This window comes from Streptomyces sp. NPDC059718 (assembly GCF_042733315.1).
GTDB lineage: Bacteria > Actinomycetota > Actinomycetes > Streptomycetales > Streptomycetaceae > Actinacidiphila.
Window position 1 is genome coordinate 37,601 of sequence record NZ_JBHWGA010000054.1, and the last position, 24,434, is coordinate 62,034.

The window sequence follows — 24,434 nt, forward strand, 5'->3', positions numbered from 1 at the left end:
CCTCCTCGGATGGGCGTGGGGGCGCCCGGTCAGGGGGTGCGGCCGTACGGCGGCTGCGCGAGGCGGCGCACCGCGGCCATGGGGATGGGGAGCCAGGCGGGCCGGTGCCTGGCCTCGTAGAGCACTTCGTAGACGGCCTTGTCGGTCTCGTAGGCGCGTATGACGACGGGCTCGTCCCTCGGATCGGTCCCGGTGGCCTCCGCGTAGCCCGCGCAGAAGGCGGCGCGCTGCGTCGTGGCCCATTCGGGCGCCCCGGAGGCGGACGGGTCGTGGTGCCGGGCGGCGTAGTCGAAGGAGCGCAGCATCCCGGCGACGTCCTGCACCGTGGACGCGGGACGGCGGCGTTCGGGCAGCGGCCGCGCCGGCTCGCCCTCGAAGTCGATCAGCACCCACCCCCCGGGCCCGGTCCGCAGGGCCTGGCCGAGGTGGAGGTCGCCGTGGATGCGCTGGGCGGCCAGCGTCGTGCCGAGCGTCCCGAGTGCGGCGAGGTCGTCGAAGGCGGCCCGCAGTGCCGCGCGGTACGGCCGCAGGGCGGGCACCGCCGCGGCGGCGGCGTCCAGCCGTCCGGCCATCGCGGCGGCGAGCAGTTCGATCTGCGGACGGCGCAGGGTGCTCGTCGGCAGGGCGCGCGCCAGCGCCAGGTGGACCTCCGCGGTCGCGCGCCCCAGCGCGTGCGCCTCGCCGGAGAAGTCCGTGCCGTCCTCCACCGCCTGCAGGGCGAGTTCCCAGGCTCCGGCGGAACCGGGCAGGAAACGCTGCAGCACGCCGAGCGTGGCGGGCTCGTCGTACAGGCCCAGCGCCTCGAACCAGGCGGCGGGCGCGGCGACGCGCCGCGAACCGGCCCGCGCGAGGGCGAGCGACAGCTCCAGGTCGGGGTTGGGGCCCGGGGCGACCCGCCGGAACAGCTTGAGGATGAACGTGTCGCCGTAGATGACCGAGCTGTTGGACTGCTCCGCGGTGGACAGCCGCGGCGCCAGCCCCGCCGGGATCGCCGCGGCGGGCTCGGAGCCGAAGCGCAGGTGCCCGGTGCGGCCGGGCGCGCGCAGCCGCTCCAGCAGCAGGGACGTCAGACGCGGGTCGTGCAGCGCCTCGTAGATGGTGAGGCCGTCCAGGGGCCCGCCGACGGCGTGCCCGACGAGCGCCGGGGCCAGCGCGGGCGGCAGCAGCGCCCGGGTGCCGAGCAGCAACTGGTAGGTGTCGGCCGGCTGCCCGTGCCCGCTGCCCGGCAGCCGCTCCTGCACGTCCTGGTGGACGTCGAGCAGCAGATGGAGCAGTCCGGGGGTGCCCAGCCGCCCGTCGGCGGGCAGCAGTTCGGTGGCCGAGACCAGTCCGAAGCCGCTGATCGGCCGCCCCTTCCCGGCGAACCACCGCTGCCGGGGCAGCCATTCCCGCAGCAACGGGCCGAGCGCGGAGAGCAGTCCCGGTGCCTGGGGCACGGTGGTCCCCGACCGGACTGCTGAGGTGCGAAGCCACGAGGTGTCCGACATGACGTCCTTTCCTCGGGTGCCGGGCCTGCTGGTTCCCTAAGTGAAGGGGCGCGCTGCGGCGATGGTCCGACGAGTGGGACGTGTCGGACGAATATCATCCGAGCCGGTGGAGCAATTGGCGTACTTGGCGTACGAGGGACAAGGGCCCGTACAGCATCCGATATGACGCTGGATCCGGCAGGGGGAGCCTGCCCCGGCGGGGTCCGCCTACGCCACGTCGCGGCGGAGCCGGAACCAGTAGAAACCGTGACCGGCGAGGGTGAGCAGGTAGGGCCACTCGCCGATGGCCGGGAAGCGCACCCCGCCGATCAGTTCGACGGGATGCCGGCCGGTGAAGGCCCGCAGGTCGAGTTCGGTCGGCTGGGCGAAGCGCGAGAAGTTGTTCACGCACAGGACGAGGTCGTCCTTGTACTCGCGCAGGAAGGCCAGGACGGCCGGGTTGGTGGAGGGCAGCTCGGTGTACGAACCGAGGCCGAAGGCCGGGTTCTGCTTGCGGATCTCCACCATCCGGCGGGTCCAGTGCAGCAGCGAGCTCGGGGAGCTCATCTGTGCCTCGACGTTGGTGACTTGGTAGCCGTAGACCGGGTCCATGATGGTCGGCAGGTAGAGCCGGCCCGGGTCGCAGGAGGAGAAGCCCGCGTTGCGGTCCGGGGTCCACTGCATCGGGGTGCGCACCGCGTCGCGGTCACCGAGCCAGATGTTGTCGCCCATGCCGATCTCGTCGCCGTAGTAGAGGATCGGCGAACCCGGCAGGGAGAGCAGCAGGGCGGTGAAGAGCTCGATCTGGTTGCGGTCGTTGTCCAGCAGCGGGGAGAGCCGGCGCCGGATGCCGATGTTGGCCCGCATGCGCGGGTCCTTGGCGTACTCCGCGTACATGTAGTCGCGCTCTTCGTCCGTCACCATCTCGAGCGTCAGCTCGTCGTGGTTGCGCAGGAAGATGCCCCACTGGCAGTTGTGCGGGATGGCCGGGGTCTTGGCCAGGATCTCCGAGACCGGGTAGCGGGACTCCCGGCGCACCGCCATGAAGATGCGCGGCATGACCGGGAAGTGGAAGGCCATGTGGCACTCGTCGCCGCCCTTGGCGTAGTCGCCGAAGTAGTCGACCACGTCCTCGGGCCACTGGTTGGCCTCGGCGAGCAGGACGGTGTCGGGGTAGTGGGCGTCGATCTCCTCGCGCACCATCTTCAGGAAGCCGTGGGTGCGCGGCAGGTTCTCGCAGTTGGTGCCCTCCTCCTGGTACAGGTACGGCACCGCGTCCAGCCGGAAGCCGTCGATGCCGAGGTCCAGCCAGAAGCGCAGGGCGGCCAGGATCTCCTCCTGGACCTTGGGGTTCTCGTAGTTGAGGTCTGGTTGGTGCGAGAAGAAGCGGTGCCAGTAGTACTGCTTGCGTACCGGGTCGAAGGTCCAGTTGGAGCTCTCGGTGTCGACGAAGATGATGCGGGCGTCCTGGTACTGCTTGTCGTCGTCCGCCCAGACGTAGTAGTCGCCGTAGGGGCCGTCGGGGTCCGTGCGGGACTGCTGGAACCAGTCGTGCTGGTCGCTGGTGTGGTTGACGACGAAGTCGATGATCACGCGCATACCGCGTTGGTGGGCGGCGTCCACGAACTCCACGAAGTCGGCCAGGTCCCCGAACTCCGGCAGCACGGCCGTGTAGTCCGAGACGTCGTAGCCGCCGTCGCGCAGCGGCGAGGCGAAGAACGGCGGCAGCCACAGGCAGTCGACCCCGAGCCACTGCAGATAGTCCAGTTTGGCGGTGAGCCCTTTGAGGTCGCCGATGCCGTCGCCGTTGCTGTCCTGGAAGGACCGTACGAGCACTTCGTAGAAGACGGCCCGCTTGAACCAGTCGGGGTCCCGGTCCTTGGCCGGGGTGTCTTCGAACGTGTCAGGTACGGGTTCGTTGACGATCAAGTGGGTGACCCTCCTGTCGATGGAGTAGGTCGCAGGGTGAGGATGTGCGCGGGCGCGCGGCCCGGCTCGAGGCGCACATAGTTGTCCCTGCCCCAGTGGTAGGTCTCGCCGGTGAGCTCGTCGCGCACCGGGGTGGACTCGTGCCACGCGAGGCCGAGTTCCGGCATGTTCAACGAGACGGTCGCCTCCTGGGTGTGGTGCGGGTCCAGGTTGACGACCACCAGTACGACGTCGCTGCCGTCGCCCGAGCGCTTGGAGTACGCCAGCACCGCGTCGTTGTCCACGGGGTGGAAGCGCAGGTCGCGCAGCTGCTGGAGCGCGGGGTGGCGGCGTCGCAGCCGGTTCAGCGTGGTGAGCAGCGGAGCCAGCGAACGGCCTTCGGCCTCGGCTGCCGCCCAGTCACGGGGCTTGAGCTCGTACTTCTCCGAGTGTAGGTACTCTTCGCTTCCCTCGCGCACCGGCGCGTTCTCACAGAGCTCATATCCGGCGTACACCCCCCATGTGGGGGAAAGGGTCGCGGCGAGGACCGCACGCGCCTCGAACGCCGGGCGGCCGCCGCGCTGCAGGTAGGCGTGGAGGATGTCCGGGGTGTTGACGAAGAAGTTGGGCCGCATGTAGGCCGCGGCCTCGCCGGACAGCTCCGTCAGGTACTCCGTCAATTCCTGCTTGCCGTTGCGCCAGGTGAAGTAGGTGTACGACTGCTGGAAGCCGATCTGGGCCAGCGTGTGCATCATGGCCGGACGGGTGAACGCCTCCGCCAGGAAGATGACGTCGGGGTCGGTGCGGTTGATGTCGGCGATGACCTTCTCCCAGAAGACCACCGGTTTGGTGTGCGGGTTGTCGACCCGGAAGATCCGCACCCCGTGGTCCATCCAGTGCCGCAGCACCCGCTCGGTCTCCTGCACGATGCCGCTCAAGTCGGCGTCGAAGGCGATCGGGTAGATGTCCTGGTACTTCTTCGGCGGGTTCTCGGCGTATGCGATCGAGCCGTCCGCCCGGGTGGTGAACCACTCGGGGTGCTTGCCGACCCACGGGTGGTCCGGCGAGCACTGCAGCGCGAAGTCCAGTGCGATCTCCAGGCGCAGCTCACGGGCCCGCTCGACGAAGAAGTCGAAGTCCTCGATCGTCCCGAGGTCCGGGTGGACGGCGTCGTGGCCGCCCTCCGCGGAGCCGATCGCCCAGGGCGAGCCCACGTCGTGCGGGCCGGGGTCGAGCGTGTTGTCGGGCCCCTTGCGGAACGCTGCGCCGATCGGGTGGACGGGCGGCAGGTAGACCACGTCGAAGCCCATCGCGGCGATCGCCGGCAGTCGCCCGGCCGCCGTGCGGAAGGTCCCGGACCTCGGTGGCCGGCGGCCCGTGGGGTCCACCACGGCGCCTTCGGACCGGGGGAACATCTCGTACCAGGACCCGAACAGCGCCCGCTGCCGCTCCACCTGGAGGGCCGCCGGACGGGAGGCGCTCACCAGGTCGCGCAGCGGGTGCCGGTCGAGCACCGCCACCACGTCCGGTGCGAGGGCGGCGGCGTGCCGCTCGGCGGCCGTACGGGAGGTGTCGCGCAGGGCGTCGACCGCGGCCAGCACCACGGCCCGGCCGTCCTTCTTCGGTACTCCGGCCGCCGCGCGCTCGTGCAGCTCGGCCCCCTCGGCGAGGACCAGTGCGGTGTCGATGCCGGCGGGGACCTTGATGCCCGCGTGGTGCCGCCAGGTGGCCACCGGATCGCTCCAGGCCTCCACCGTGTACGTCCAGCGGCCCTCCGCGGTGGGCGTCACCTCGGCGCCCCACCGGTCGGTGCCGGGGGCGAGTTCGCGCATGGGGATCCGTGGCCCGGAGCGCCCCGCGGGGCTGCGCAGGACCACGTTCGCCGCCACCGCGTCATGTCCCTCCCGGAACACCGTGGCGGTGACCTGGAAGGTTTCGCCGACCGCGGCCTTGGCTGGGCGGCGGCCGCAGTCGACCAGCGGGCGGACGTCCAGGACGGGGATGCGACCGATCATTGCGCCTCACCAGTTTGTGCGGGTGGCCGGACGGGTACCTTCCGCTCTTTTTATCTGCTCCTTCGGATGCCTGCCTGTGGGCATGACCGCTCCTGTCCGCGTTCACTCGGGTGGGCGGATACGAGTTGTGGTGTGGGAGGGTTCGGCGCCGCGTCGCGCAAGGGTGAGCCTGCCCATTGGATGACGGTCGAATACTCCCCGGGAAGGGGTACTGGCGCGTAAGTTGCGCGCCGGGCGGCCCCGGCGGCGCCCGGACGCAGACAACCGGCCACCGTCCGGCGGACCGGCGCGCGCGGTCGCCGGGGCGCCGGGCCCCGCCCGTGCCCCGGTCCTGGCCGCCGGTCGTAGCCCCCGCGGTGCGCCCCGGCCCGGCTGCCGTGCTGCGGCTGTCGTAGCCGCCGCCCGACACGCTGACGAGGCGTCCACCGGGCCGCGTGCGGGGGTCCCGGGACGCCCGGGGCGTCCTGGTGCGCCAGGGGACGGGTGCCGCGCGGCGGCGCCGGGCCGCGGGTGTTGGGTCCCTGGATGTCACCACCGCACCGAAAGATGCCGCTACCGTCGGAGATGTGAAGGCTATTCGTCGATTCACCGTGCGAACCGTCCTGCCCGAACCACTACGTCCCCTGGGGGAGCTCGCGCAGAATCTGCGCTGGTCCTGGCACAACGAGACCCGTGAGCTGTTCCAGTCCGTCGACCCCGAGGGCTGGAGAGCGGCGGCCGGCGACCCGGTGCGGCTGCTCGGTGCGGTCTCGAAGGACCGGCTGAACGCCCTCGCCAAGGACCGCAGGTTCCTCCGCCGGCTCGGCACCGCCGTCGAGGACCTCCACGACTACCTCGGCAACCCGCGCTGGTACCAGGGCGCGGCCGAGGCCGGGGAACTCCCCGCCGCCATCGCCTACTTCTCGCCCGAGTTCGGCATCACCGCGGCGCTGCCGCAGTACTCCGGCGGCCTCGGCATCCTGGCCGGCGACCACCTCAAGGCCGCCAGCGACCTGGGCGTGCCGTTGATCGGCGTCGGCCTGCTCTACCGGCACGGCTACTTCCGCCAGTCCCTGTCCCGGGACGGCTGGCAGCAGGAGCACTACCCCGTGCTCGACCCCAACGAGCTGCCGCTGTCGCTGCTGCGGGACGAGGACGGCGGCCCCGTCCTGATCGCCCTGGACCTCCCCGGCGGGCGCAGCCTGCGCGCCCACGTCTGGCTGGCCAGGGTCGGCCGGGTCCCGCTGCTGCTGCTCGACTCCGACGTCGAGGAGAACCACCCCAACGAACGGGACGTCACCGACCGCCTCTACGGCGGCGGCAGCGAGCACCGGCTGCTCCAGGAGATGCTGCTCGGCATCGGCGGCGTCCGTGCCGTGCGCACCTACTGCGCGCTGACCGGGCACCCGGCGCCCGAGGTCTTCCACACCAACGAGGGGCACGCGGGCTTCCTCGGCCTGGAGCGCATCCGCGAGCTCGCGGCCGACGGAGAAGGGCTGGATTTCGACTCCGCCCTGGAGGCCGTGCGGGCCGGCACGGTCTTCACCACCCACACCCCCGTAGCGGCCGGCATCGACCGCTTCGACCGCGAACTGCTCGCCCGGCACCTGGGCGACGACGGCGAACTGCGCGGCGTCGACGTCCAGCGGGTGCTGGAGCTGGGGATGGAGACCTACCCCGGCGGCGACCCCAACGTCTTCAACATGGCCGTGATGGGGCTGCGGCTGGCGCAGCGCGCCAACGGCGTGTCCACCCTGCACGGCGGCGTCAGCCGCGAGATGTTCGCCGGGCTGTGGCCGGGCTTCGACCCGGAGGAGGTGCCGATCACCGCCATCACCAACGGCGTGCACGCCCCCACCTGGGTCGCGCCCGAGGTGTTCCGGCTCGGCGCCCGGCAGGCCGGCGTCCAGAACGCCGAGGACGCGATGACCACCGGGCTCGCCGACACCTGGGAGAGCGTCTTCCGCATCCCCGACGCCGCGATCTGGGAGCTCCGCCGGGAGCTGCGCGAACAGCTGGTGCGGGAGGTGCGCCGCAGGGTGCGCGCCTCCTGGCGGCAGCGCGGCGCCGGCTCGGCCGAGCTGGGCTGGGTCGACGACGTCCTCGACCCGGACGTGCTGACCATCGGCTTCGCGCGCCGGGTCCCGTCGTACAAGCGGCTCACCTTGATGCTGCGCGACCAGGACCGGCTGATGGAGCTGCTGCTGCACCCGACCCGGCCGATCCAGATCGTCGTCGCGGGCAAGGCGCACCCGGCCGACGACAGCGGCAAGCGGCTGGTGCAGGAGCTGGTGCGCTTCGCCGACGACCCCAGGGTGCGGCACCGCATCGTCTTCCTGCCGGACTACGACATGGCCATGGCCCAGCACCTCTACCCCGGGTGCGACGTCTGGCTCAACAACCCGCTGCGGCCGCTGGAGGCCTGCGGCACCTCCGGCATGAAGGCCGCGCTGAACGGCTGCCTCAACCTGTCCGTCCTGGACGGCTGGTGGGACGAGTGGTTCGACGGCAACAACGGGTGGGCGATCCCCACCGCGGACGGCTTCGGCGCGGCCGGCGACCCCGACCGCCGCGACGACATCGAGGCGGCCGCCCTCTACGACCTGGTCGAGAACCAGGTCGCGCCCCGGTTCTACGACCGCGGCACGCACGGTCTGCCGGTCCGCTGGATCGAGATGGTCCGGCACACCCTGAGCACCCTGGGGCCGAAGGTGCTCGCCGGGCGCATGGTCCGCGAGTACGTGACCCGGCTGTACGCGCCCGCCGCCCGCGCCCACCGTCTCGCGGGGGGCGGGGAGTCCGTCGAACTCGCCGGGTGGAAGCGTCGGGTGCGCGAGCAGTGGCCGATGATCGCGGTCGACCACGTGGAGACCGGTGCCTCGGTCGGCGGCTCCCCGGAGCTCGGGACCACGCTCACCCTGCGCGTCCAGGTGGCCCTCGGCGGCCTGGAGCCCGGGGACGTGGACGTCCAGGTGGTGTCCGGGCGCGTCGACGACTCCGACCGGATCGCCGACCCGACCGTGGTATCCCTCAAACCGGGCGGACGGCCGGACCTGGAGGGCCGCTGGCTCTACGAGGGCCCGCTCACCCTCGACCGCACCGGCCCCTTCGGCTACACCGTCCGCGTGCTGCCGATGCACCGGCTGCTCGCCTCGGTCGCCGAGCTCGGGCTGATCGCGGTGCCGCCCGAGGCGACGGGGATGACGGCCGGCGTGCTGCGCTGAGCCGGACGTCCGCGGAAGCGGGAACGGGACCGGGCCCCGGCCGTCGTTGACGACGGCCGGGGCCCGGCGTGCGCGGTCAGCCGACGGGGGTCAGCTGCTGGTGTTCACCGCGGTGTCGTCGACCACGAAGCTCGTCTGCAGCGAGGAGTCCTCGGTGCCGGTGAACTTCAGGGTGACGGTGGAGCCGGCGAAGGAGTTCAGGCTGAAGGACTTCTGGGTGTAGCCCGTGGCCTTGTTGAGGTTGGAGTAGGTGGCCAGGGTGGTCGACCCGGCCGTGACGGTCAGCTTGTCGTACTGGGTGCTGGTGGTCGTCTCGGCGGAGTCGATGTGCAGCCAGAAGGTGAAGGTCGCCTTGCAGCCGGCCGGGATCGTCACCGACTGGGTGAGCGTGTCGGTGTGCGTCGAGCCGTAGCCGTCCAGCCACGCCTTGTACGAACCGCCGTGGGCGGCCTGGCTGCTGGAGTTGGTGATCACACCGCTGGTGGCCGTCCAGGAGGCGCTGCCGGACTCGAAGCCGGGGTTGCCGAGCAGCTGGCTGGAGGCGCAGCTACCGGGGGTGGTGACGGTCCAGGTGAAGGAGGCGGTGCCGGTCTTGGACGCGGAGTCGGTGACCGTGACCGTGGTGTTGTAGGTGCCCGCGGCGGACGGGGTGCCGGAGATCAGGCCCGTGGAGGCGTTGATCGACAGACCGGAGGGCAGGCCGCTCGCCGCGTAGCTCAGCGCGCCGCTGTTGGTGCTGCTGGCCTGGATCTGCAGGCTGGCGGCGGTGCCGACGGTGCTGCTCTGGTTGCCCGGGTTGGTGACCGTGACGCCCGAGACGGGCGCGTGGCTGCCGACACCGATGCCCGCGAAGGCGTTCTGCACGCCCGCGTACTGGGCGGAGCCCGCGCCGTACAGGGCCGTCGCGGCGTTCAGGGCGGCGGTGCGGGCGGCCGCGTAGTTGGTGCTGCTCGTCATGTACGTGCTCAGCGCCTTGTACCAGATCTGCAGCGCGGCGGCGCGGCCGATGCCGGCGACGGCGATGCCGTCGGCGGTCGGGCTGTTGTAGCTGACCCCGTTGATGACCTTGGCGCCGCTGCCCTCGGAGAGCAGGTAGAACATGTGGTTCGCCGGGCCCGAGGAGTAGTGGACGTCCAGGTTGCCGATGCCGGAGTACCAGTTGTCGGGCGACGTGCCGTCGCGGGACGGCTTGTCCTGGTAGCGCAGCGGGGTGCCGTCGCCGTTGATGTTGATCTCTTCACCGATGAGGTAGTCACCGATGTCGTTGCTGTTGTTGGCGTAGAACTCGACGCCCGTGCCGAAGATGTCGGAGGTCGCCTCGTTCAGGCCGCCGGACTCGCCCGAGTAGGTGAGGTTCGCGGTGGCGGAGGTGACGCCGTGGCTCATCTCGTGGCCCGCGACGTCCAGCGAGGTCAGCGCGTGGGTGTTGCCCGAGCCGTCGCCGTAGGTCATGCAGAAGCAGCTGTCGTCCCAGAAGGCGTTGACGTAGCCGCTGCTGTAGTGGACCCGCGAGTACGCGGCGACACCGTCGTTGCGGATGCCGCTGCGGCCGAAGGTGTTCTTGTAGAAGTCCCAGGTCGTCTGGGCGCCGTAGGCGGCGTCGGCGCCCGCGGTCTGGGTGTTGGAGCCGGTGCCGTCGCCCCAGACGTCGTCGGCGTCGGTGAACAGCGTCCCGGTGCCGGAGGTGCCGCGGTTGAGGTTGTACGTCTTGTGGCCGCCGCGGGTCGTGTCGTACAGCTGGTACGTCGAGCCGGACAGCGTCGTGGTCAGCGACACCTGGCCGCTGTACTGGGTGTTGCCGGTGCCGGTCTTGATGTCCTGGTACCGGTAGAGCTCCTTGCCGGTCACGGCGTCGGTGACGACGTGCAGCCGGCTCGGCGTGCCGTCGTCCTGCAGGCCGCTCACCACGGTCTCCCAGGCGAGCTTCGGCGTGCCCTGGCCGGCCCAGATCACCTTGCGGGCGTCGTCGGCGGCGGGCGCCTGGGCCTTCAGCGTCTTGGCGGTCTTCAGCGCGGCGGTCGTCGCGGCGGACTCGGCGACCTTCGGCGTCGTCGAGGCGACCGTGATCGGCTGGTTCGTGTTGAACGTCGTGCCGACCGTGCCGGTGCCCTTGGCGGGCGTGTGCACCACGAGGTCGCCGCCGAGCACCGGGAGCCCGGCGTAGGTGCGCTCGTAGCGGGTGTGCAGCGCGCCGTCGGCGTCCTTGACGACGTCCTTGACGACCAGCTTCTCCTTGCTGCCCAGACCCAGCGACTGCGCCGTGACGGCCGTGCGGTCGCTCGCGCTCTTGATGAGCGCGGTGCGCTGGGCGGGGGTGAGCTTCGCCTCGAGGGCTCCGGTGCGGAGCTGGCTCGTGTGGGGGGCGGCGTTCGCCGTGGCGGAGGTGGCCGGTATGCCGACGGCGATGAACGCGGCGGTGGCGACCACACTGGCGGCCGCGACTGCCTTGCGGGGGGATCGTCTCACTCGGACTCCTACTGCGTCGGCCGCGGTTGGCGGCCGGGGACAGCCGGGCAGACGGGGTGTGCTGCCCGGGCGGAACTAGCCGTGCGGGTGGGACGTGCGGAGTTCGGCCGGTGCGTCAGCACGAAGCGGTGCGGTGTGTGGGCGTACTGACGGCCGACGGGGGGAAGAGTGCCACTGTTCATGGCTTGGTGTCATGTACGTGGCGAGAAGTTGGCCGAATTCGTCCTTTGAGGGGGACGTCGGGTTCGCATTCCGGACAGGGAGGGGCGAAGCGTGCCGGAAAGAGTCCGGGGCGTGGGGGGGGGGGCGGGGCCCCCCCCCCCCCCCCGCGGGGCGGGGGGGGGGGGGGGGGGGGGGGGCGGGGGGGGGGGGGGGGGGGGGGGCGCCGCCCCCCCCCCCACGCCCCGGAAGGTGCCGGTGGCTCAGACGAGGCTGTCGCGCCAGGCCTGGTGCAGATCGGCGAAGCGGCCCGCGCCGGAGACGAGTTCGGCCGGGGTGCCGTCCTCCACGACGCGGCCCTGGTCCATCACCAGCACCCGGTCCGCGATCTCCACCGTCGACAGCCGGTGGGCGATGATCACGGCGGTGCGGCCGCGCAGCACCTCGCGCATCGCCTGCTGCACCGCGCGCTCGCCCGGTACGTCCAGCGAGGAGGTCGCCTCGTCCAGGATGAGCACGGCCGGGTTGGCGAGCAGGGCGCGGGCGAAGGCCACCAACTGGCGCTGGCCCGCGGAGATGCGGCCGCCGCGCTTGCGGACGTCGGTGTCGTAGCCCTCGGGCAGCGCCGCGATGAAGTCATGGGCGCCGATCGCCCTGGCGGCGTCCTCGATCTCCTCACGGGTGGCCTCCGGACGGCCGATGGAGATGTTCTCGGCGACCGTGCCGGAGAAGAGGAACGCCTCCTGGGTCACCATCACCACCCCGCGGCGGAGCTCCGGCAGGGCCAGCTCGCGCAGGTCCACCCCGTCCAGGGTGACCCGGCCGTCGGTCGGGTCGTAGAACCGGGCCAGCAGCTTGGCCAGCGTCGACTTGCCCGCGCCGGTGGCGCCGACCACCGCCACCGTCTGCCCGGCGGGCAGCCGCAGGTCGAAGCGGGGCAGCACCTCGCCGCCCGTGCGGTAGGCGAAGCGGACCTGATCGAAGACGACCTCGCGGCCCGGGATGTCCGCCTGCGTGGCCGGCAGCGCCCGCGGTGTCCGCGGCTCGGGCACCGACGGCCGCTGGGCCAGCAGCCCGGCGATCTTCTCCAGCGAGGCGGCCGCCGACTGGTAGGAGTTGAGGAACATGCCGAGCGGGTCGATCGGCGCGTACAGCCGTCGCAGGTAGAGCACGAACGCGGCGAGCACGCCCAGCGCGAGCGAGCCGGAGGCGACGCGGTACGCGCCCCACAGGACCACCAGCGCCACCGACGTGTTGGCGATCAGCCAGGAACTCACGGTGAAGCGGCCCATCTCCAGGATCGCGTCACCGTTGGCCTGCCGGTGGGCGGCGTTGAGCTCGTCGAACGCCTCGTCGTTCGCCTTCTCGCGGCGGAAGGCCTGTACGGGCCGGATGCCGTTCATCGTCTCGGTGAAGCGCACGATCACGGAGGCGATCGCCGCGGAGCGGCGTGTGTAGACCGTGGCCGACCGGCGCCGGAAGATCCGGACGGTCACCACCAGCGGCACCGCGGTGGCGAGCGCGAACAGGCCGAGCCCCCAGTCCAGCCACAGCAGGACCGCCGAGATGTAGAGCACCGACAGCCCGACGTTCAGCAGCTCCTGGAGGCCCTCGGTCAGCAGCTCCCGGATCGACTCCACGTCGGAGGTGGCACGGGCGATGATCCGGCCCGAGGTGTAGCGCTCGTGGAAGTCCAGGCCGAGCGCCTGGGCGTGCCGGAAGATCCGGCCGCGCAGGTCGACCAGCACGTCCTGGCAGAGCCGGCCGGCCTGCCGGACGAACGTCCGCTGCAGGAGACCGCCGGCGACGGCGCAGCCGATGTAGCCGACCGCGACCGCGATCAGCGGTCCGTGGTCGTCGCGGCGCAGCGCCGGGATGGCCCGGTCGATGGCCACCGCGACGATGAGCGGGCCCGCCTGCACGGCCGCCTGCTGCAGCAGCAGGACCACGGCCGCCAGCCACACGCGCCGCCGGTGCGGCCCGACCAGTTCCCGCAGCAGGGCGCGTGACGCCCCCTCGGGTGCCGGGAGCCGGTCCCGGTCGAAGAGGTCGTCCTCCCTGGCCTGCCGGGCCTCCTCGGTCTCCCGGTGCCCCGCCGGTTCCCCGTCGGCCGACTGCTCGGCAGGCTGCGACTCCGCGACGGAGGTCATCGGGTGCTGCTCCCCTCGAATTGCGGACGGTCCGGCGCGGCGGGCGCGCTCCCGTCCTGGCCGGACATCAGGCGGCGGTAGGCCGCGGAGGAGGACAGGAGTTCCTGGTGGGTGCCGACCGCGGTGACCCGGCCCTGCGACAGCAGCGCCACCCGGTCGGCGAGCATCACCGTGGAGGGGCGGTGGGCGACCACCAGCGCCGTCGTGGTGGCCAGCACCTGGCGCAGGGCCGCCTCGACGAGGGCCTCGGTGTGCACGTCGAGGGCGGACAGGGGGTCGTCCAGCACCAGGAAGCGGGGGCGGCCGACGACCGCGCGGGCCAGCGCGAGCCGCTGCCGCTGACCGCCGGACAGGCTCAGGCCCTGCTCTCCCACCTGGGTGTCCACACCCTGCGGCAGCTTGTGGACGAAGTCGCACTGGGCGATCTCCAGCGCCCGCAGCAGGTCCGTCTCGTCTGCGTCGGGAGCGCCCATCAGCACGTTCTCCCGCACGCTGGCGGAGAACAGGGTCGGTTCCTCGAAGGCCGTCGCGACCAGGGAGCGCAGCGCGGACCGGGTGAGCTGCGCGGCGTCGGTGCCGTCCAGCGTGATGCGGCCGCCGGTCGGCTCGTACAGCCGCGGGATGAGCGAGGTCAGGCTCGTCTTGCCGCTGCCCGTCGCGCCGACCAGCGCCACGGTCTCGCCGCTGCGGATGTGCAGGTCGATCCCGGTGAGCAGGTCGGGGCTGCCCTCGGGGGCGTCGGGGTAGCGGAAGCGCACGGCGCTGAAGCGGATGCCGTCGGCGGGCCGCCCGTCCTCGCCGGGGACCGGGCCGGTCCCCGTCCCCGAGCCGGTCTCCGGCGGGACCTCGGTGTCCAGGACCTCGAAGACGCGGTCGGCGGCGGTGGCCGCCTCGTTGCTGAAGGAGAGCAGCCAGCCCAGCGACTCCACCGGCCAGCGCAGCGCGAGCGCCGTGGAGAGGAAGGCGACCAGCGTGCCCGCCGACAGCTCGCCGTCGGCGACCTGCACCGCGCCCAGGACCAGCGCCGCGCCCAGCGCCACGTCCGGCAGCCCGGTGATCACCATCCACAGGTCCGCCAGCAGCCCGGCCTTGCGCAGCTCGGTGCCGCGCAGTTCGCGCGACTGCCGGCGGAAGGCGTCGGCCTGGCTGCGGTGCCGGCCGAAGGCCTTGATGATGCGGATGCCGAGCACCGACTCCTCGACGAGCGTGGTCAGGTCGCCGACCTGGTCCTGCGCGGTGCGGGAGGCGACCTGGTAGCGCGCCTCGAAGTACGAGCAGAGGATCACCAGGGGCACGACCGGGCCCAGCAGGATCAGCCCCAGCGACCAGCGCTGCACGAACAGGATGCCGAAGCCCGCCGCGATGGTGGCCGTGTTGACCGCCAGGAAGACCATCGGGAAGGTCAGGAACATCCGCAGGATCTGCAGGTCGTTCGTGGCCCGTGAGAGCAGCTGCCCCGAGCCCCACCGGTCGTGGAAGGACACCGGCAGGCGCTGCAGCCTCCGGTACAGGTCGGCCCGCATCCCGGCCTCCAGCGCGGCCATGGGGCGCGCCACCAGCCAGCGCCGTACGCCGAAGAGCCCGGCCTCCAGGAGACCGAGCAGCAGCACCAGCCCGCCGCCGAGCCACACCCCGGACGGCTCGTGGTCGGCGACCGGGCCGTCCACGATCCACTTCAGGACCAGCGGGATCAGCAGCGCCAGGCAGGACGCGACCACGGCCACGCCCGCGGAACCGAACAGCCGGTGGCTGACCGGCTTCACGTACGGCCACAGGCGCAGCAGTGAGCGCACGGCGGATCGGGAACGTGCGGGCGCGGGTTGGTTGGTCGACTCAGGCATCGTTTCAGAGACTACGTGCGACCACCGACAACGCTCATCCGGATTTTCGGCCGAGGTCGCGCACGGCGGGCACCGCCAGCAGCGCCACGCACACCAGCAGGGTCACCGCACCCCCGGCCACCAGCACCGGGCGCGCCCCGAAGACACCCGCCGCCGGCCCCGCGAGGGCCTGGCCGACGGGCAGCATGGCGACCGAGCCGGCGACCTCGTACGCGTGGATGCGGTTGAGGATCTCGCCGGGCACCTGGGTCTGGACGCTGGTGGCCCACATCACACTCCAGAACGCCCAGGCCGTCCCGGCGACCAGCACCGCCGCCGCGACCGCCGGCACCGGCAGCCCGGCGCCGACCGCGGCCGGGTAGAGCGCGAACCCGAACAGCGCCACGGCCCCGCCCCGCAGCGGCCGGGCCGGCCGCAGCCGTATCGCCAGCAGCCCGCCGAGCGCGGTGCCCGCCCCCAGGGCGGAGGAGACCAGCCCGTACGCCTTCGGGCCGTGCGCCGGCAGGATCTCGCCGGCCGCCAGCGGGGTGACCGGGCCCATGACGAGGATCATGAAGCCCATCCAGATGACGATCACCGACCACATCCAGGTGCGGGCCCGGAACTCCCGCCACCCCTCGACCAGGTCGGCCCGGAAGCTGCTGCGCCGGGCGGCGTCCCGGGGCTCCCGCGCGGTCCGGGCCGGCAGCCGGAGCAGCAGCAGGCAGACGGCGCTCACCGCGTACGTGGCGGCGTGCGCGGCGAACACCCCGCCCGCCGAGGTGAAGGCCACCAGCACGCCGGCGAGCGCCGGGCCGGCCAGCGCCATCAGCGACTCGGCGGTGCGGACCACCCCGTTGGCCTCCTGGACGTCCCGGGCCACCTGGGGCACCGTGCTGGCCACCCCCGGCTGGAACATGGCGCCCGCCACGCCGTTGACGGCGCCGATCAGGCAGATCTGCCAGAGCACGACGTGCCCCGAGAAGAAGACCCAGGCGGCCAGGGACTGCGTGCCGACCCGCACCAGGTCGGCGCCGATCATCAGGCCGCGGGCGCTGAACCGGTCGGCGAACACGCCGCCGAGGACGACCAGCCCGGCGAAGCAGGCGGTGAAGGAGGCCATGGCGTAGCCGATGTCGCCCGCGCCGTAGCCGTGCTGGAGCAGCCCGGCCGACAGGGCGACGGGCAGCATCGAGTCGCCGAGCATGGCGACGCTGCGGGCGGTGAAGTACAGGCTGAACCCCCGTGACCACAGGCGGTCCCGGGGGGTGTCCGGCAGGGCGAGGCCGGAGGCGCACGGCGGCGAGGGCGGAGGTGCGGAGGTCACGGACGACCAGTGTGGACTGGACCAATTGGCCGAGTCCACACCTTTGCCGCCGCGTCTCGTCCCTCAGACGGCGCGCAGCAGCAGCACCGTCCGCCCCGGCACGGTCAGCGCCTTCCCGCCGCGGTGCCGGCTGCCCGGTGCTTCCGTCTGGTCCTCGCGCGAGGTGTCGAGCAGCAGCTCGTACTCCCTGGCCCACGGCCCGCCCGGCAGTGTGAAGCGGACCGGGCGGTGCGAGGCGTGGAAGACCGCCAGGAAGCTGTCGTCGGTGACCGGGCGGCCGCGCGCGTCGCGGTGCGGGATGTCGGCGCCCGACAGGTACATCCCGAGCGTGGACGTGGGGCTGTACCAGTCGCCGTCGGTCATCTCCCGGCCCTGCGCGGTGAACCAGGCCAGGTCCCGCAGGCCTTCGGCGGACTGCGGCCGGCCGGAGAAGAAGGCCCTCCTGCGCAGCACGGGGTGGGCGCGGCGCAGCGCGATCAGCCGGGCCGTCAGCTCGCGCAGCGAGGCCCAGTCCGGCTCCTCCGGCAGCGACCAGTCCAGCCAGCTGATCTCGTTGTCCTGGCAGTACGCGTTGTTGTTGCCGCCCTGGGTGCGGCCCGTCTCGTCACCGGCCACCAGCATCGGCACGCCGGTCGACAGCAGCAGCGTCGAGAGCATGTTGCGCAGCTGACGGCGGCGCAGCCCGCCCACGGCCGGGTCGTCGGTCTCGCCCTCGTGCCCGCAGTTCCAGGCGCGGTTGTCGTTGGTGCCGTCGCGGTTGTCCTCGCCGTTGGCCTCGTTGTGCTTGCGCTCGTAGCTCACCAGGTCGCGCAGGGTGAAGCCGTCGTGCGCGGTGATGAAGTTGACCGAGGCGTAGGGACGGCGCCCGCCCCAGGCGTACAGGTCGCTGGAGCCGGACAGCCGGTACCCCAGGTCGCGCACGTCGTGCTGGGTGCCGCGCCAGAAGTCCCGGACGGTGTCGCGGTAGCGGTCGTTCCACTCCGTCCACAGCGGCGGGAAGGCGCCGACCTGGTAGCCGCCGGAGCCGACGTCCCAAGGCTCGGCGATGAGCTTGACCCGGCGCAGCACCGGGTCCTGGGCGATGACGGCGAGGAAGGGGGAGAGCATGTCGACGTCGTGCATCGACCGGGCGAGCGCCGCGGCGAGGTCGAAGCGGAAGCCGTCGACGCCCATCTCGGTCACCCAGTAGCGCAGGGAGTCGGTGATCAGCCGGAGCACCTGGGGCTGGACGACGTGGAGGGTGTTGCCGCAGCCGGTGTAGTCGGCGTAGCGGCGCGCGTCGCCCGGCAGCCGGTAGTAGCCGCGGTTGTCGATGCCGCGCAGGGAGAGGGTGGGCCCGAACTCGCTCCCCTCGGCGGTGTGGTTGTACACGACGTCGAGGATCACCTCCAGCCCCGCGTCGTGCAGGGCGCGCACCATCCGCTTGAACTCGCCCACCTGCTGTCCGCGGGTGCCGGTGGCGGCGTAGCCGGCGTGCGGGGCGAAGTAGCCGATCGAGTTGTAGCCCCAGTAGTTGCGCAGGCCCCGGCGCAGCAGGTGGTCCTCGTGCGCGAACTGGTGCACCGGCAGCAGTTCGACGGCCGTCACGCCGAGGCCGGTGAGGTACTCGATCGCCGCCGGGTGCGCCAGCCCGGCGTAGGTGCCGCGCAGTTCGGGCGGGATGCCGGGGTGGCGCATGGTGAAGCCGCGGACGTGCAGCTCGTAGATGACCGAGTCGGCCCAGGGCGTCTTGGGCCTGCGGTCGTCCGTCCAGGGGTCGTCGTCGTCCACCACGACGCCCTTGGGCACGTACGGGGCCGAGTCGCGGTTGTCCCGCACGGTGTCGGCGACCTCCTGCTCCGGCCAGTCGCGGACGTGGCCGTACACCTCGGGGGGCAGCGTGAAGTCGCCGTCGACCGCCCGCGCGTACGGGTCCAGCAGCAGCTTGGCCGGGTTCCAGCGGGCACCGGTCCACGGGTCCCAGCGGCCGCCGACCCGGTAGCCGTACCGGTGGCCGGGCAGGACCCCGGGCACGAAGCCGTGCCAGATCTCATGGGTCAGCTCGGTCAGCGGGACCCGTGTCTCGGCCCCCTCGTCGTCGAACAGGCACAGCTCCACCGACTCGGCGCCGCCCGCCCACAGGGCGAAGTTGGTGCCCGGGCGTCCGTCGGGGCCGGTGTGGAAGCGCGCCCCCAGCGGCTGCGGGCTGCCCGGCCACACCAGGGTGTCCCCGGCCCCGGCGGGCCCCGGCACGGCCGGCGCGGTCTCCGGGCGCGGCAGCGGCACGGCCACGGGGGCGGTCCGGTGGCCGTTCGGGCGCAGCTTTCCGGCCCGGTCGACCGATTCGTCCTCGCGCGTCTCCGACACGTGCTCGCCTCCTGCGGCTCGGGGGACGCCGGACCCGGCCGGCGCCGGCCGTGCCCGTGCGCCGCGCGGTGTCCCTCCGCGCGCGCGTCGCGCCCTCCCGCTTTACCTTCCCGTTCACCCTGCGGCGTCACACGCGTGATCGATCGGACGCGTCGGAGACGTTTCCCCGGGGCCGTCCGGTCGTTGACCGAGCGTGACGACTGCGGTGCGGCGCGCTCTGCGCGCGGGGGCGGGGCTTGCCACCGCCATGTGGCTGGCGGGGATGCTGACGGCGTGCGGGCTCGGGTTCGGGCCGGCGGACAGCGGTGCGGTGGCCGACGACACCCCGAAGGTGTCCGAGGCGAGGATCAGGATCACTCCGGGGGACGGCGCCCGTGACGTGGAGGCGGACGACCCGCTGACGGTCGAGGCCGAGGACGGCCGGCTCACCTCCGTGCACGTCGAGGACGGGGAGGGGGAGGTGGTCGAGGGCGTGTTCACCGCCGACCGCTCCCGCTGGCACGCCCGGTCCAGGCTGTCGCTGTCGGAGAAGTACACGGTGGACGCCGTCGCCGAGGACACGGGGGGCCGGCGCGCCGCCAAGCACGCGGTGTTCACCACCCTCGTCCCCCAGAACACCCTCATCGGGTACTTCACCCCCGAGGACGGGCAGACCGTCGGCACGGGCATGATCGTCTCCCTGGACTTCAACCGGCCGGTCGCCGACCGCGCCGCCGTCGAGCGCGCCGTCCGCGTCGCCTCCTCGCCCGCCGTCGAGATCGCCCCGCACTGGTTCGGCGACCGGCGCCTCGACTTCCGCCCCCGCGAGCGCTGGGTCCCCGGCACGAAGGTGACGCTCTCGCTGCGGCTGCTCGACGTGGAGACCGGCCCCGGGGTCTACGGGGTGCAGTCCAAGGACGTCACCTTCGACATCGGCCGGGACCAGACCAGCACCGTCGACGCCGCCGCGCACACCCTGACGGTGCGCCGCGGCGGGCAGGTCACGCGCGTCCTGCCGATCTCGGCGGGCGCCCCGTCCAATCCGACGTACAACGGCGCGATGGTCATCTCCGAGAAGCTCCGGCTGACCCGGATGAACGGGGACACGGTGGGCTTCGGCGGCGAGTACGACATCCCCGACGTCCCGCACGCCATGCGGCTCACCCGCTCCGGCACCTTCGTGCACGGCAGTTACTGGGCCACCCCCGGCACCTTCGGCGCGGCCAACACCAGCCACGGCTGCGTCGGCCTGCTCGACGTGAAGGGCGGCGGGACGGCCACCCCGGCGGCCTGGTTCTTCGCGCACTCGCTCGTCGGCGACCTCGTCACCGTCGTCAACTCCCACGACCGCACCGTCGCTCCCGACAACGGCCTGGGCGGCTGGAACATGGCCTGGGAGCAGTGGGCGGACGGCGGCTGAGGCCGGGCCCCGCGACTGGGACGGAACGGTGACAATACCGGGATCCACAACACCGGTTCCGTGTGGTTCTCTAAGCGCTAGGTGAGGGGGACTCACCCTTGGGCCACGGGGCCACGGGCCGGTTTTGGGGAGACGTGAGTTGAAGGCGATACAGGGCGCGCCGGGCGCAAGGCGGACCACCTTGGCCCTCGCGGTAGGGGCGATGCTGCTCCTGGTCAGCGCGTGCGGGGGCAGCGCCAGCGGCGACAGCAAGGGCGGCGACAAGGCCAGGCCCGGTGCCTCGGCCTCGCAGGGCGGCAAGGGGGACACGACCGAGTCGCAGGCCGTCGTGACCATCGCGCCCGAGGACGGGGCCGACGAGGTGGCCACGACGGGGGACCTCAAGGTCACCGCCGGCAAGGGCAAGCTGACCTCGGTCGTGGTGAAGAGCGGCAAGGGCGACCCGGTCGAGGGCAAGATATCCACCGACGGCAGCAGTTGGGAGCCGACCGAGACGCTCGGCACCTCCACCGAGTACTCGGTGGACGCGATAGCCAAGGACGGCGCGGGCCGCGAGTCGGCCAAGCACGCGAGCTTCACCACGGTCACCCCGAAGGACACCTTCATCGGCTTCTTCACCCCCGAGGACGGCCAGACGGTCGGCGTCGGCATGCCGGTCTCGCTCAAGTTCAACCGGGCGATCACCGACAAGAAGGCGGTCCAGGACGCGATCGAGGTGACCGCGAACCCCTCGGTCCCCGTCGTCGGCCACTGGTACGGCGACCAGCGCGTCGACTTCCGTCCCGAGAAGTACTGGGCCAAGGGCACCAAGATCACGCTCTCCCTGCGGCTGAACGGGGTCGAGGGCGCGAAGGGCGTCTACGGCACCCAGTCAAAGGACGTGCACTACACCATCGGCCGCAGCCAGGTCAGCATCGTCGACGCCGCCAAGCACACGATGAAGGTCTACCGCGACGGCAGCCTGCTGAAGACCATCCCGATCACCTCGGGCGGGCCCGGCACGACGACCTACAACGGCAAGATGGTCATCACCGAGCGGTACAAGGTGACCCGCATGAACGGCGACACCGTGGGCTTCGGCGGCGAGTACGACATCAAGGACGTGCCCAACGCCCAGCGCCTGACCACCTCGGGCACCTTCATCCACGGCAACTACTGGGCCTCGTCCGGCACCTTCGGCAACGCCAACGTCAGCCACGGCTGCGTGGGCCTGCGGGACGTGCGCGGCGGCAACGGCGACACCCCGTCCTCGTGGTTCTACAACAACTCGATGATCGGTGACGTCGTGCAGGTCAAGAACTCCCACGACAAGACCGTGCAGTGGTGGAACGGGCTCAACGGCTGGAACCTGCCGTGGAGCCAGTGGACCCCCGCCTCCTGACGCGCCCCGTGAGGCACGTCGCAGCGTAAACGGGCGTTCACGGATACCCTCGTCGGCCATGACAGTTAATCTCGAGGTCGACGAGGGTGTCGGCACCATCCGCCTGGACCGCCCCCCGATGAACGCGCTGGACGTCGCGACCCAGGACCGGCTCCGCGAGGTGGCGGAGGAGGCCTCCCGGCGCGAGGACGTACGGGCCGTCGTGATCTGGGGCGGCGAGAAGGTGTTCGCGGCGGGCGCGGACATCAAGGAAATGCAGGTCATGGATTACGAGGCCATGGCCGTGCGGTCCCGCGCACTGCAGGACTCCTTCACGGCGGTCGCCCGGATCCCCAAGCCGGTGGTGGCCGCCGTGACCGGTTACGCCCTCGGCGGCGGCTGCGAACTCGCGCTCTGCGCCGACATCCGGGTCGCCGCGGAGGACGCCAAGCTCGGCCAGCCGGAGATCCTGCTCGGCCTCATCCCCGGCGCGGGCGGCACGCAGCGGCTGTCGCGCCTGGTGGGTCCCGCCAAGGCGAAGGACCTCATCTTCACCGGCCGCATGGTCAAGGCCGACGAGGCGCTCACCATCGGCCTGGTGGACAAGGTGGTCCCGGCCGGGCAGGTGTACGCGCAGGCGCGTGCCTGGGCCGAGCGGCTGGCCCGGGGGCCGGCGCTGGCACTGCGCGCCGCCAAGGAGGCCGTGGACGCCGGTCTCGAGACCGATCTGGAGACCGGCCTCACCATCGAACGGAACCTGTTCGCAGGGCTGTTCGCGACCGAGGACCGCACGACGGGCATGCGCAGCTTCGTCGAGGAGGGTCCGGGCAAGGCGAAGTTCCGCTAGACCCAACCCGGTTGAGTGACAGCCGGCATCCGTCGGGTCGCCTTAAGCCGACCTTAAGAGGACCTTAAGGCGACCTGCGCCGGATCCGCCAACCGTTCGTCGCCAGGGCCCCCTTCGCGCAGGTGGGAAGGGTCGTGTGAGATCCATCATTGCCCTTGACATATGCCAGTACGGCAACTCGGAATGACGCGTTCCGCCCCGTCAATTCCCCCGATCCGCCCCGAACCGCCGTCGCGTACGGCCATCATGAGAGCATGGCGGGGCAGCAGGGAGCATCTGAGCAGCCGCAGCGGGTAACGGTCCCGGCGGCAGGGTGGCCGCCCACGGCGGTCGACGATCTGGCGGCGACGTCCCTCGATCTGTTGGGGAATCCCTCCGTGGACGAGGTGCGGCTCTCCTCGCGCCCGGAGTCCGCGGCCACGGCCCGGCGGCTGAGCCGTTCGGTGCTCCGGCTCTGGGGTCTGCCCCAGTTCAACGACGTCGTCGAGTTACTCGTCTCCGAACTCGTCGGCAATGCCGTGCGTCACACCGGGGCCCGCACCTTCGGCCTGCGCATGCTGCGCCGCCGGGGCTGGATCCGGGTGGAGGTGCGCGATCCCTCACGGGCGCTGCCCTGCCTGATGCCGGTGCGCGAGATGGACGTGAGCGGCCGGGGCCTCTTCCTGATCGACAAGCTCGCCGACCGCTGGGGGGTGGATCTGCTGCCACGCGGCAAGACCACCTGGTTCGAAATGCGGGTCATGGACCGCTGAACGCCAAATGAACATCTAACCTGCGTTTACAAGGTCAGTGTCCCACCTCACTCCCACATCGTGAGGTTTCGGCTGCGATGTCTCGTATAGTTGTGGAGCAACGACCCCCATGACCCGGGCTCGGTCGTCCCATGGCGTCGTGGATCACACCCCCTGGTTCCACGACGAATCGAGAGGCCCCAGCAGCGTCCCACAACGATGCGCAGGGGCCTCTTTCGTCTTCCGGCGGGACACGCCGACAAGGGTGACCATTCCGGCGACCGGGCGATACCGGGGTGATCGTGGGCATATGATCGCACTGCGCACGCTGCGCCGGCTCTGCGCCGCCGCCCTTTCCCTGGGGGTGCTCGCACTCCCCGTCTGCACGGCCGCCGCGGCCGTCGCCCCGGGTCTTCCACGCGACCCGGCCGTCCCCGAATGGTGCCCCGTCGTTCCCGACCGGCTCTACGCCGCCGCGGACACCAGCGTCGACCTCGACCGGATCACGCCCGACGAGCCGACCTGGCGCTCCAACTGCAACGCCCTCTTCCACGGCGACGACCGCCCGCCGGAGACCGTCTTCAAGGACGGCCTGCGTCCCGAGGACGTGGGCGAGGGCGAGTACGACCTGCAGGCCTACGCCCGCCGCGAGCAGCCCTCGCCGTTCGTGGCCACCACCTACGACCGCGAGGCCCTCAGGCAGCAGACGACCGCCTACCACTACTACATCGACGCCCCCGGCGGCATCGAGCTCGACGAGACCCTCGGCACCCGTGAACTGCGCTCGGCCCGTACCGGCGTGGTCTTCCCCGGTGGCATCGCCCGCCAGTTCCTCGTGAAGGCCTGCCCGGTGGACAAGGCCACCAAGGCCGAGCTCACGGCCCGCTGCGTGGTCAACCCCGCGTACTCGCCGTGGCGCGGCTGGCCCGCCCCCGACTGGACGGGGGTGAGGGAGCCCGCTGCCCCCGCCGCCCCCTCCGCGCCTCCCTCCGCCCCGTCGGCGCCTCCCGCGGCCCGGCCGGGTGCGTCACCGGCAGGCCGGCCCTCCACGCCGCCCGCCGCCCGGCCGGGTGCGTCACCGGCGGTCCGTCCGTCCGCACCGCCCGCCGTCCAGCAGGCGACACCGCCCGCCGCCAGGCCGGGCGTGCCACGGTCATCGGTGGAGGGCGGTGACGGCCCGGTGGGCTGACGGCGCCCTTCCCGTCGTGCGGTGCGGTGACCGGCCCCGGCCGGTCAC

General features: G+C 72.2%; 14 protein-coding genes. 6 read left to right on the top strand and 8 right to left on the bottom strand.

All coding sequences use genetic code 11. From position 1 onward, the window contains the following. Nucleotides 1-29: 29 nt before the first annotated feature. The 3 genes from ACFV3E_RS38990 to ACFV3E_RS39000 form a co-directional block, all read right to left on the bottom strand. Complete coding sequence (locus ACFV3E_RS38990; protein ID WP_500540100.1) at nt 30-1,487, bottom strand: maltokinase N-terminal cap-like domain-containing protein; 1,458 nt, start codon at nt 1,485-1,487, stop codon at nt 30-32. Nucleotides 1,488-1,694: 207 nt separating this feature from the next. After that, nucleotides 1,695-3,395, bottom strand: coding sequence for a maltose alpha-D-glucosyltransferase (gene treS, locus ACFV3E_RS38995; RefSeq protein ID WP_499514093.1), 1,701 nt, complete (start codon nt 3,393-3,395; stop codon nt 1,695-1,697). Continuing rightward, complete coding sequence (locus ACFV3E_RS39000; protein WP_500540102.1) at nt 3,392-5,389, bottom strand: alpha-1,4-glucan--maltose-1-phosphate maltosyltransferase; 1,998 nt, start codon at nt 5,387-5,389, stop codon at nt 3,392-3,394. Before ACFV3E_RS39000 ends, treS begins: the two co-directional genes overlap by 4 nt. Nucleotides 5,390-5,955: 566 nt before the next feature. On the opposite strand from ACFV3E_RS39000, the gene glgP reads away from it, so the two are divergent. After that, nucleotides 5,956-8,592, top strand: coding sequence for an alpha-glucan family phosphorylase (glgP, locus tag ACFV3E_RS39005; protein ID WP_500540104.1), 2,637 nt, complete (start codon nt 5,956-5,958; stop codon nt 8,590-8,592). A 90-nt stretch (nt 8,593-8,682) separates the two neighbouring features. Here the strand turns inward: glgP and ACFV3E_RS39010 are convergent, their stop codons facing one another. The 5 genes from ACFV3E_RS39010 to glgX form a co-directional block, all read right to left on the bottom strand. Beyond that, nucleotides 8,683-11,058, bottom strand: a complete 2,376-nt coding sequence (locus tag ACFV3E_RS39010; RefSeq protein ID WP_500540106.1) for a M4 family metallopeptidase — start codon at nt 11,056-11,058, stop codon at nt 8,683-8,685. A gap of 422 nt (nt 11,059-11,480) precedes the next feature. Beyond that, nucleotides 11,481-13,367: an ABC transporter ATP-binding protein gene (locus ACFV3E_RS39015; RefSeq protein WP_500540108.1), complete on the bottom strand. Its 1,887-nt coding sequence runs from the start codon at nt 13,365-13,367 to the stop codon at nt 11,481-11,483. Beyond that, nucleotides 13,364-15,208: an ABC transporter ATP-binding protein gene (locus tag ACFV3E_RS39020; RefSeq protein WP_500540110.1), complete on the bottom strand. Its 1,845-nt coding sequence runs from the start codon at nt 15,206-15,208 to the stop codon at nt 13,364-13,366. Before ACFV3E_RS39020 ends, ACFV3E_RS39015 begins: the two co-directional genes overlap by 4 nt. Nucleotides 15,209-15,242: 34 nt before the next feature. Further along, the gene (locus ACFV3E_RS39025) at nt 15,243-16,442 is read right to left on the bottom strand and encodes an MFS transporter (protein ID WP_500540120.1); all 1,200 of its coding nucleotides are present in this window, start codon (nt 16,440-16,442) and stop codon (nt 15,243-15,245) included. A 135-nt stretch (nt 16,443-16,577) separates the two neighbouring features. Next, on the bottom strand, nt 16,578-18,773 hold the full coding sequence (glgX, locus tag ACFV3E_RS39030) for a glycogen debranching protein GlgX (protein WP_500372646.1): 2,196 nt from the start codon (nt 18,771-18,773) through the stop codon (nt 16,578-16,580). 334 nt (nt 18,774-19,107) lie between these two features. On the opposite strand from glgX, the gene ACFV3E_RS39035 reads away from it, so the two are divergent. From ACFV3E_RS39035 to ACFV3E_RS39055, 5 genes are all read left to right on the top strand, one after another. Continuing rightward, the gene (locus tag ACFV3E_RS39035; RefSeq protein ID WP_500540122.1) at nt 19,108-20,259 is read left to right on the top strand and encodes a L,D-transpeptidase; all 1,152 of its coding nucleotides are present in this window, start codon (nt 19,108-19,110) and stop codon (nt 20,257-20,259) included. A gap of 202 nt (nt 20,260-20,461) precedes the next feature. After that, nucleotides 20,462-21,640 carry a L,D-transpeptidase gene (locus ACFV3E_RS39040; protein WP_500372644.1) on the top strand — a complete coding sequence of 393 codons (1,179 nt, stop codon included), beginning with the start codon at nt 20,462-20,464 and terminating at the stop codon, nt 21,638-21,640. Nucleotides 21,641-21,698: 58 nt separating this feature from the next. Further along, a complete protein-coding gene (locus ACFV3E_RS39045; RefSeq protein ID WP_500540112.1) occupies nt 21,699-22,466 on the top strand; it encodes an enoyl-CoA hydratase/isomerase family protein in 768 nt (255 codons plus the stop codon). Between the two features lie 377 nt (nt 22,467-22,843). Further along, nucleotides 22,844-23,218 carry an ATP-binding protein gene (locus ACFV3E_RS39050; protein ID WP_500540114.1) on the top strand — a complete coding sequence of 125 codons (375 nt, stop codon included), beginning with the start codon at nt 22,844-22,846 and terminating at the stop codon, nt 23,216-23,218. A gap of 289 nt (nt 23,219-23,507) precedes the next feature. Next, nucleotides 23,508-24,386 (top strand): scabin-related ADP-ribosyltransferase, encoded by an 879-nt coding sequence (locus ACFV3E_RS39055; protein WP_500540116.1) that lies wholly within the window; start codon nt 23,508-23,510, stop codon nt 24,384-24,386. The last annotated feature ends 48 nt before the right edge of the window (nt 24,387-24,434 follow it).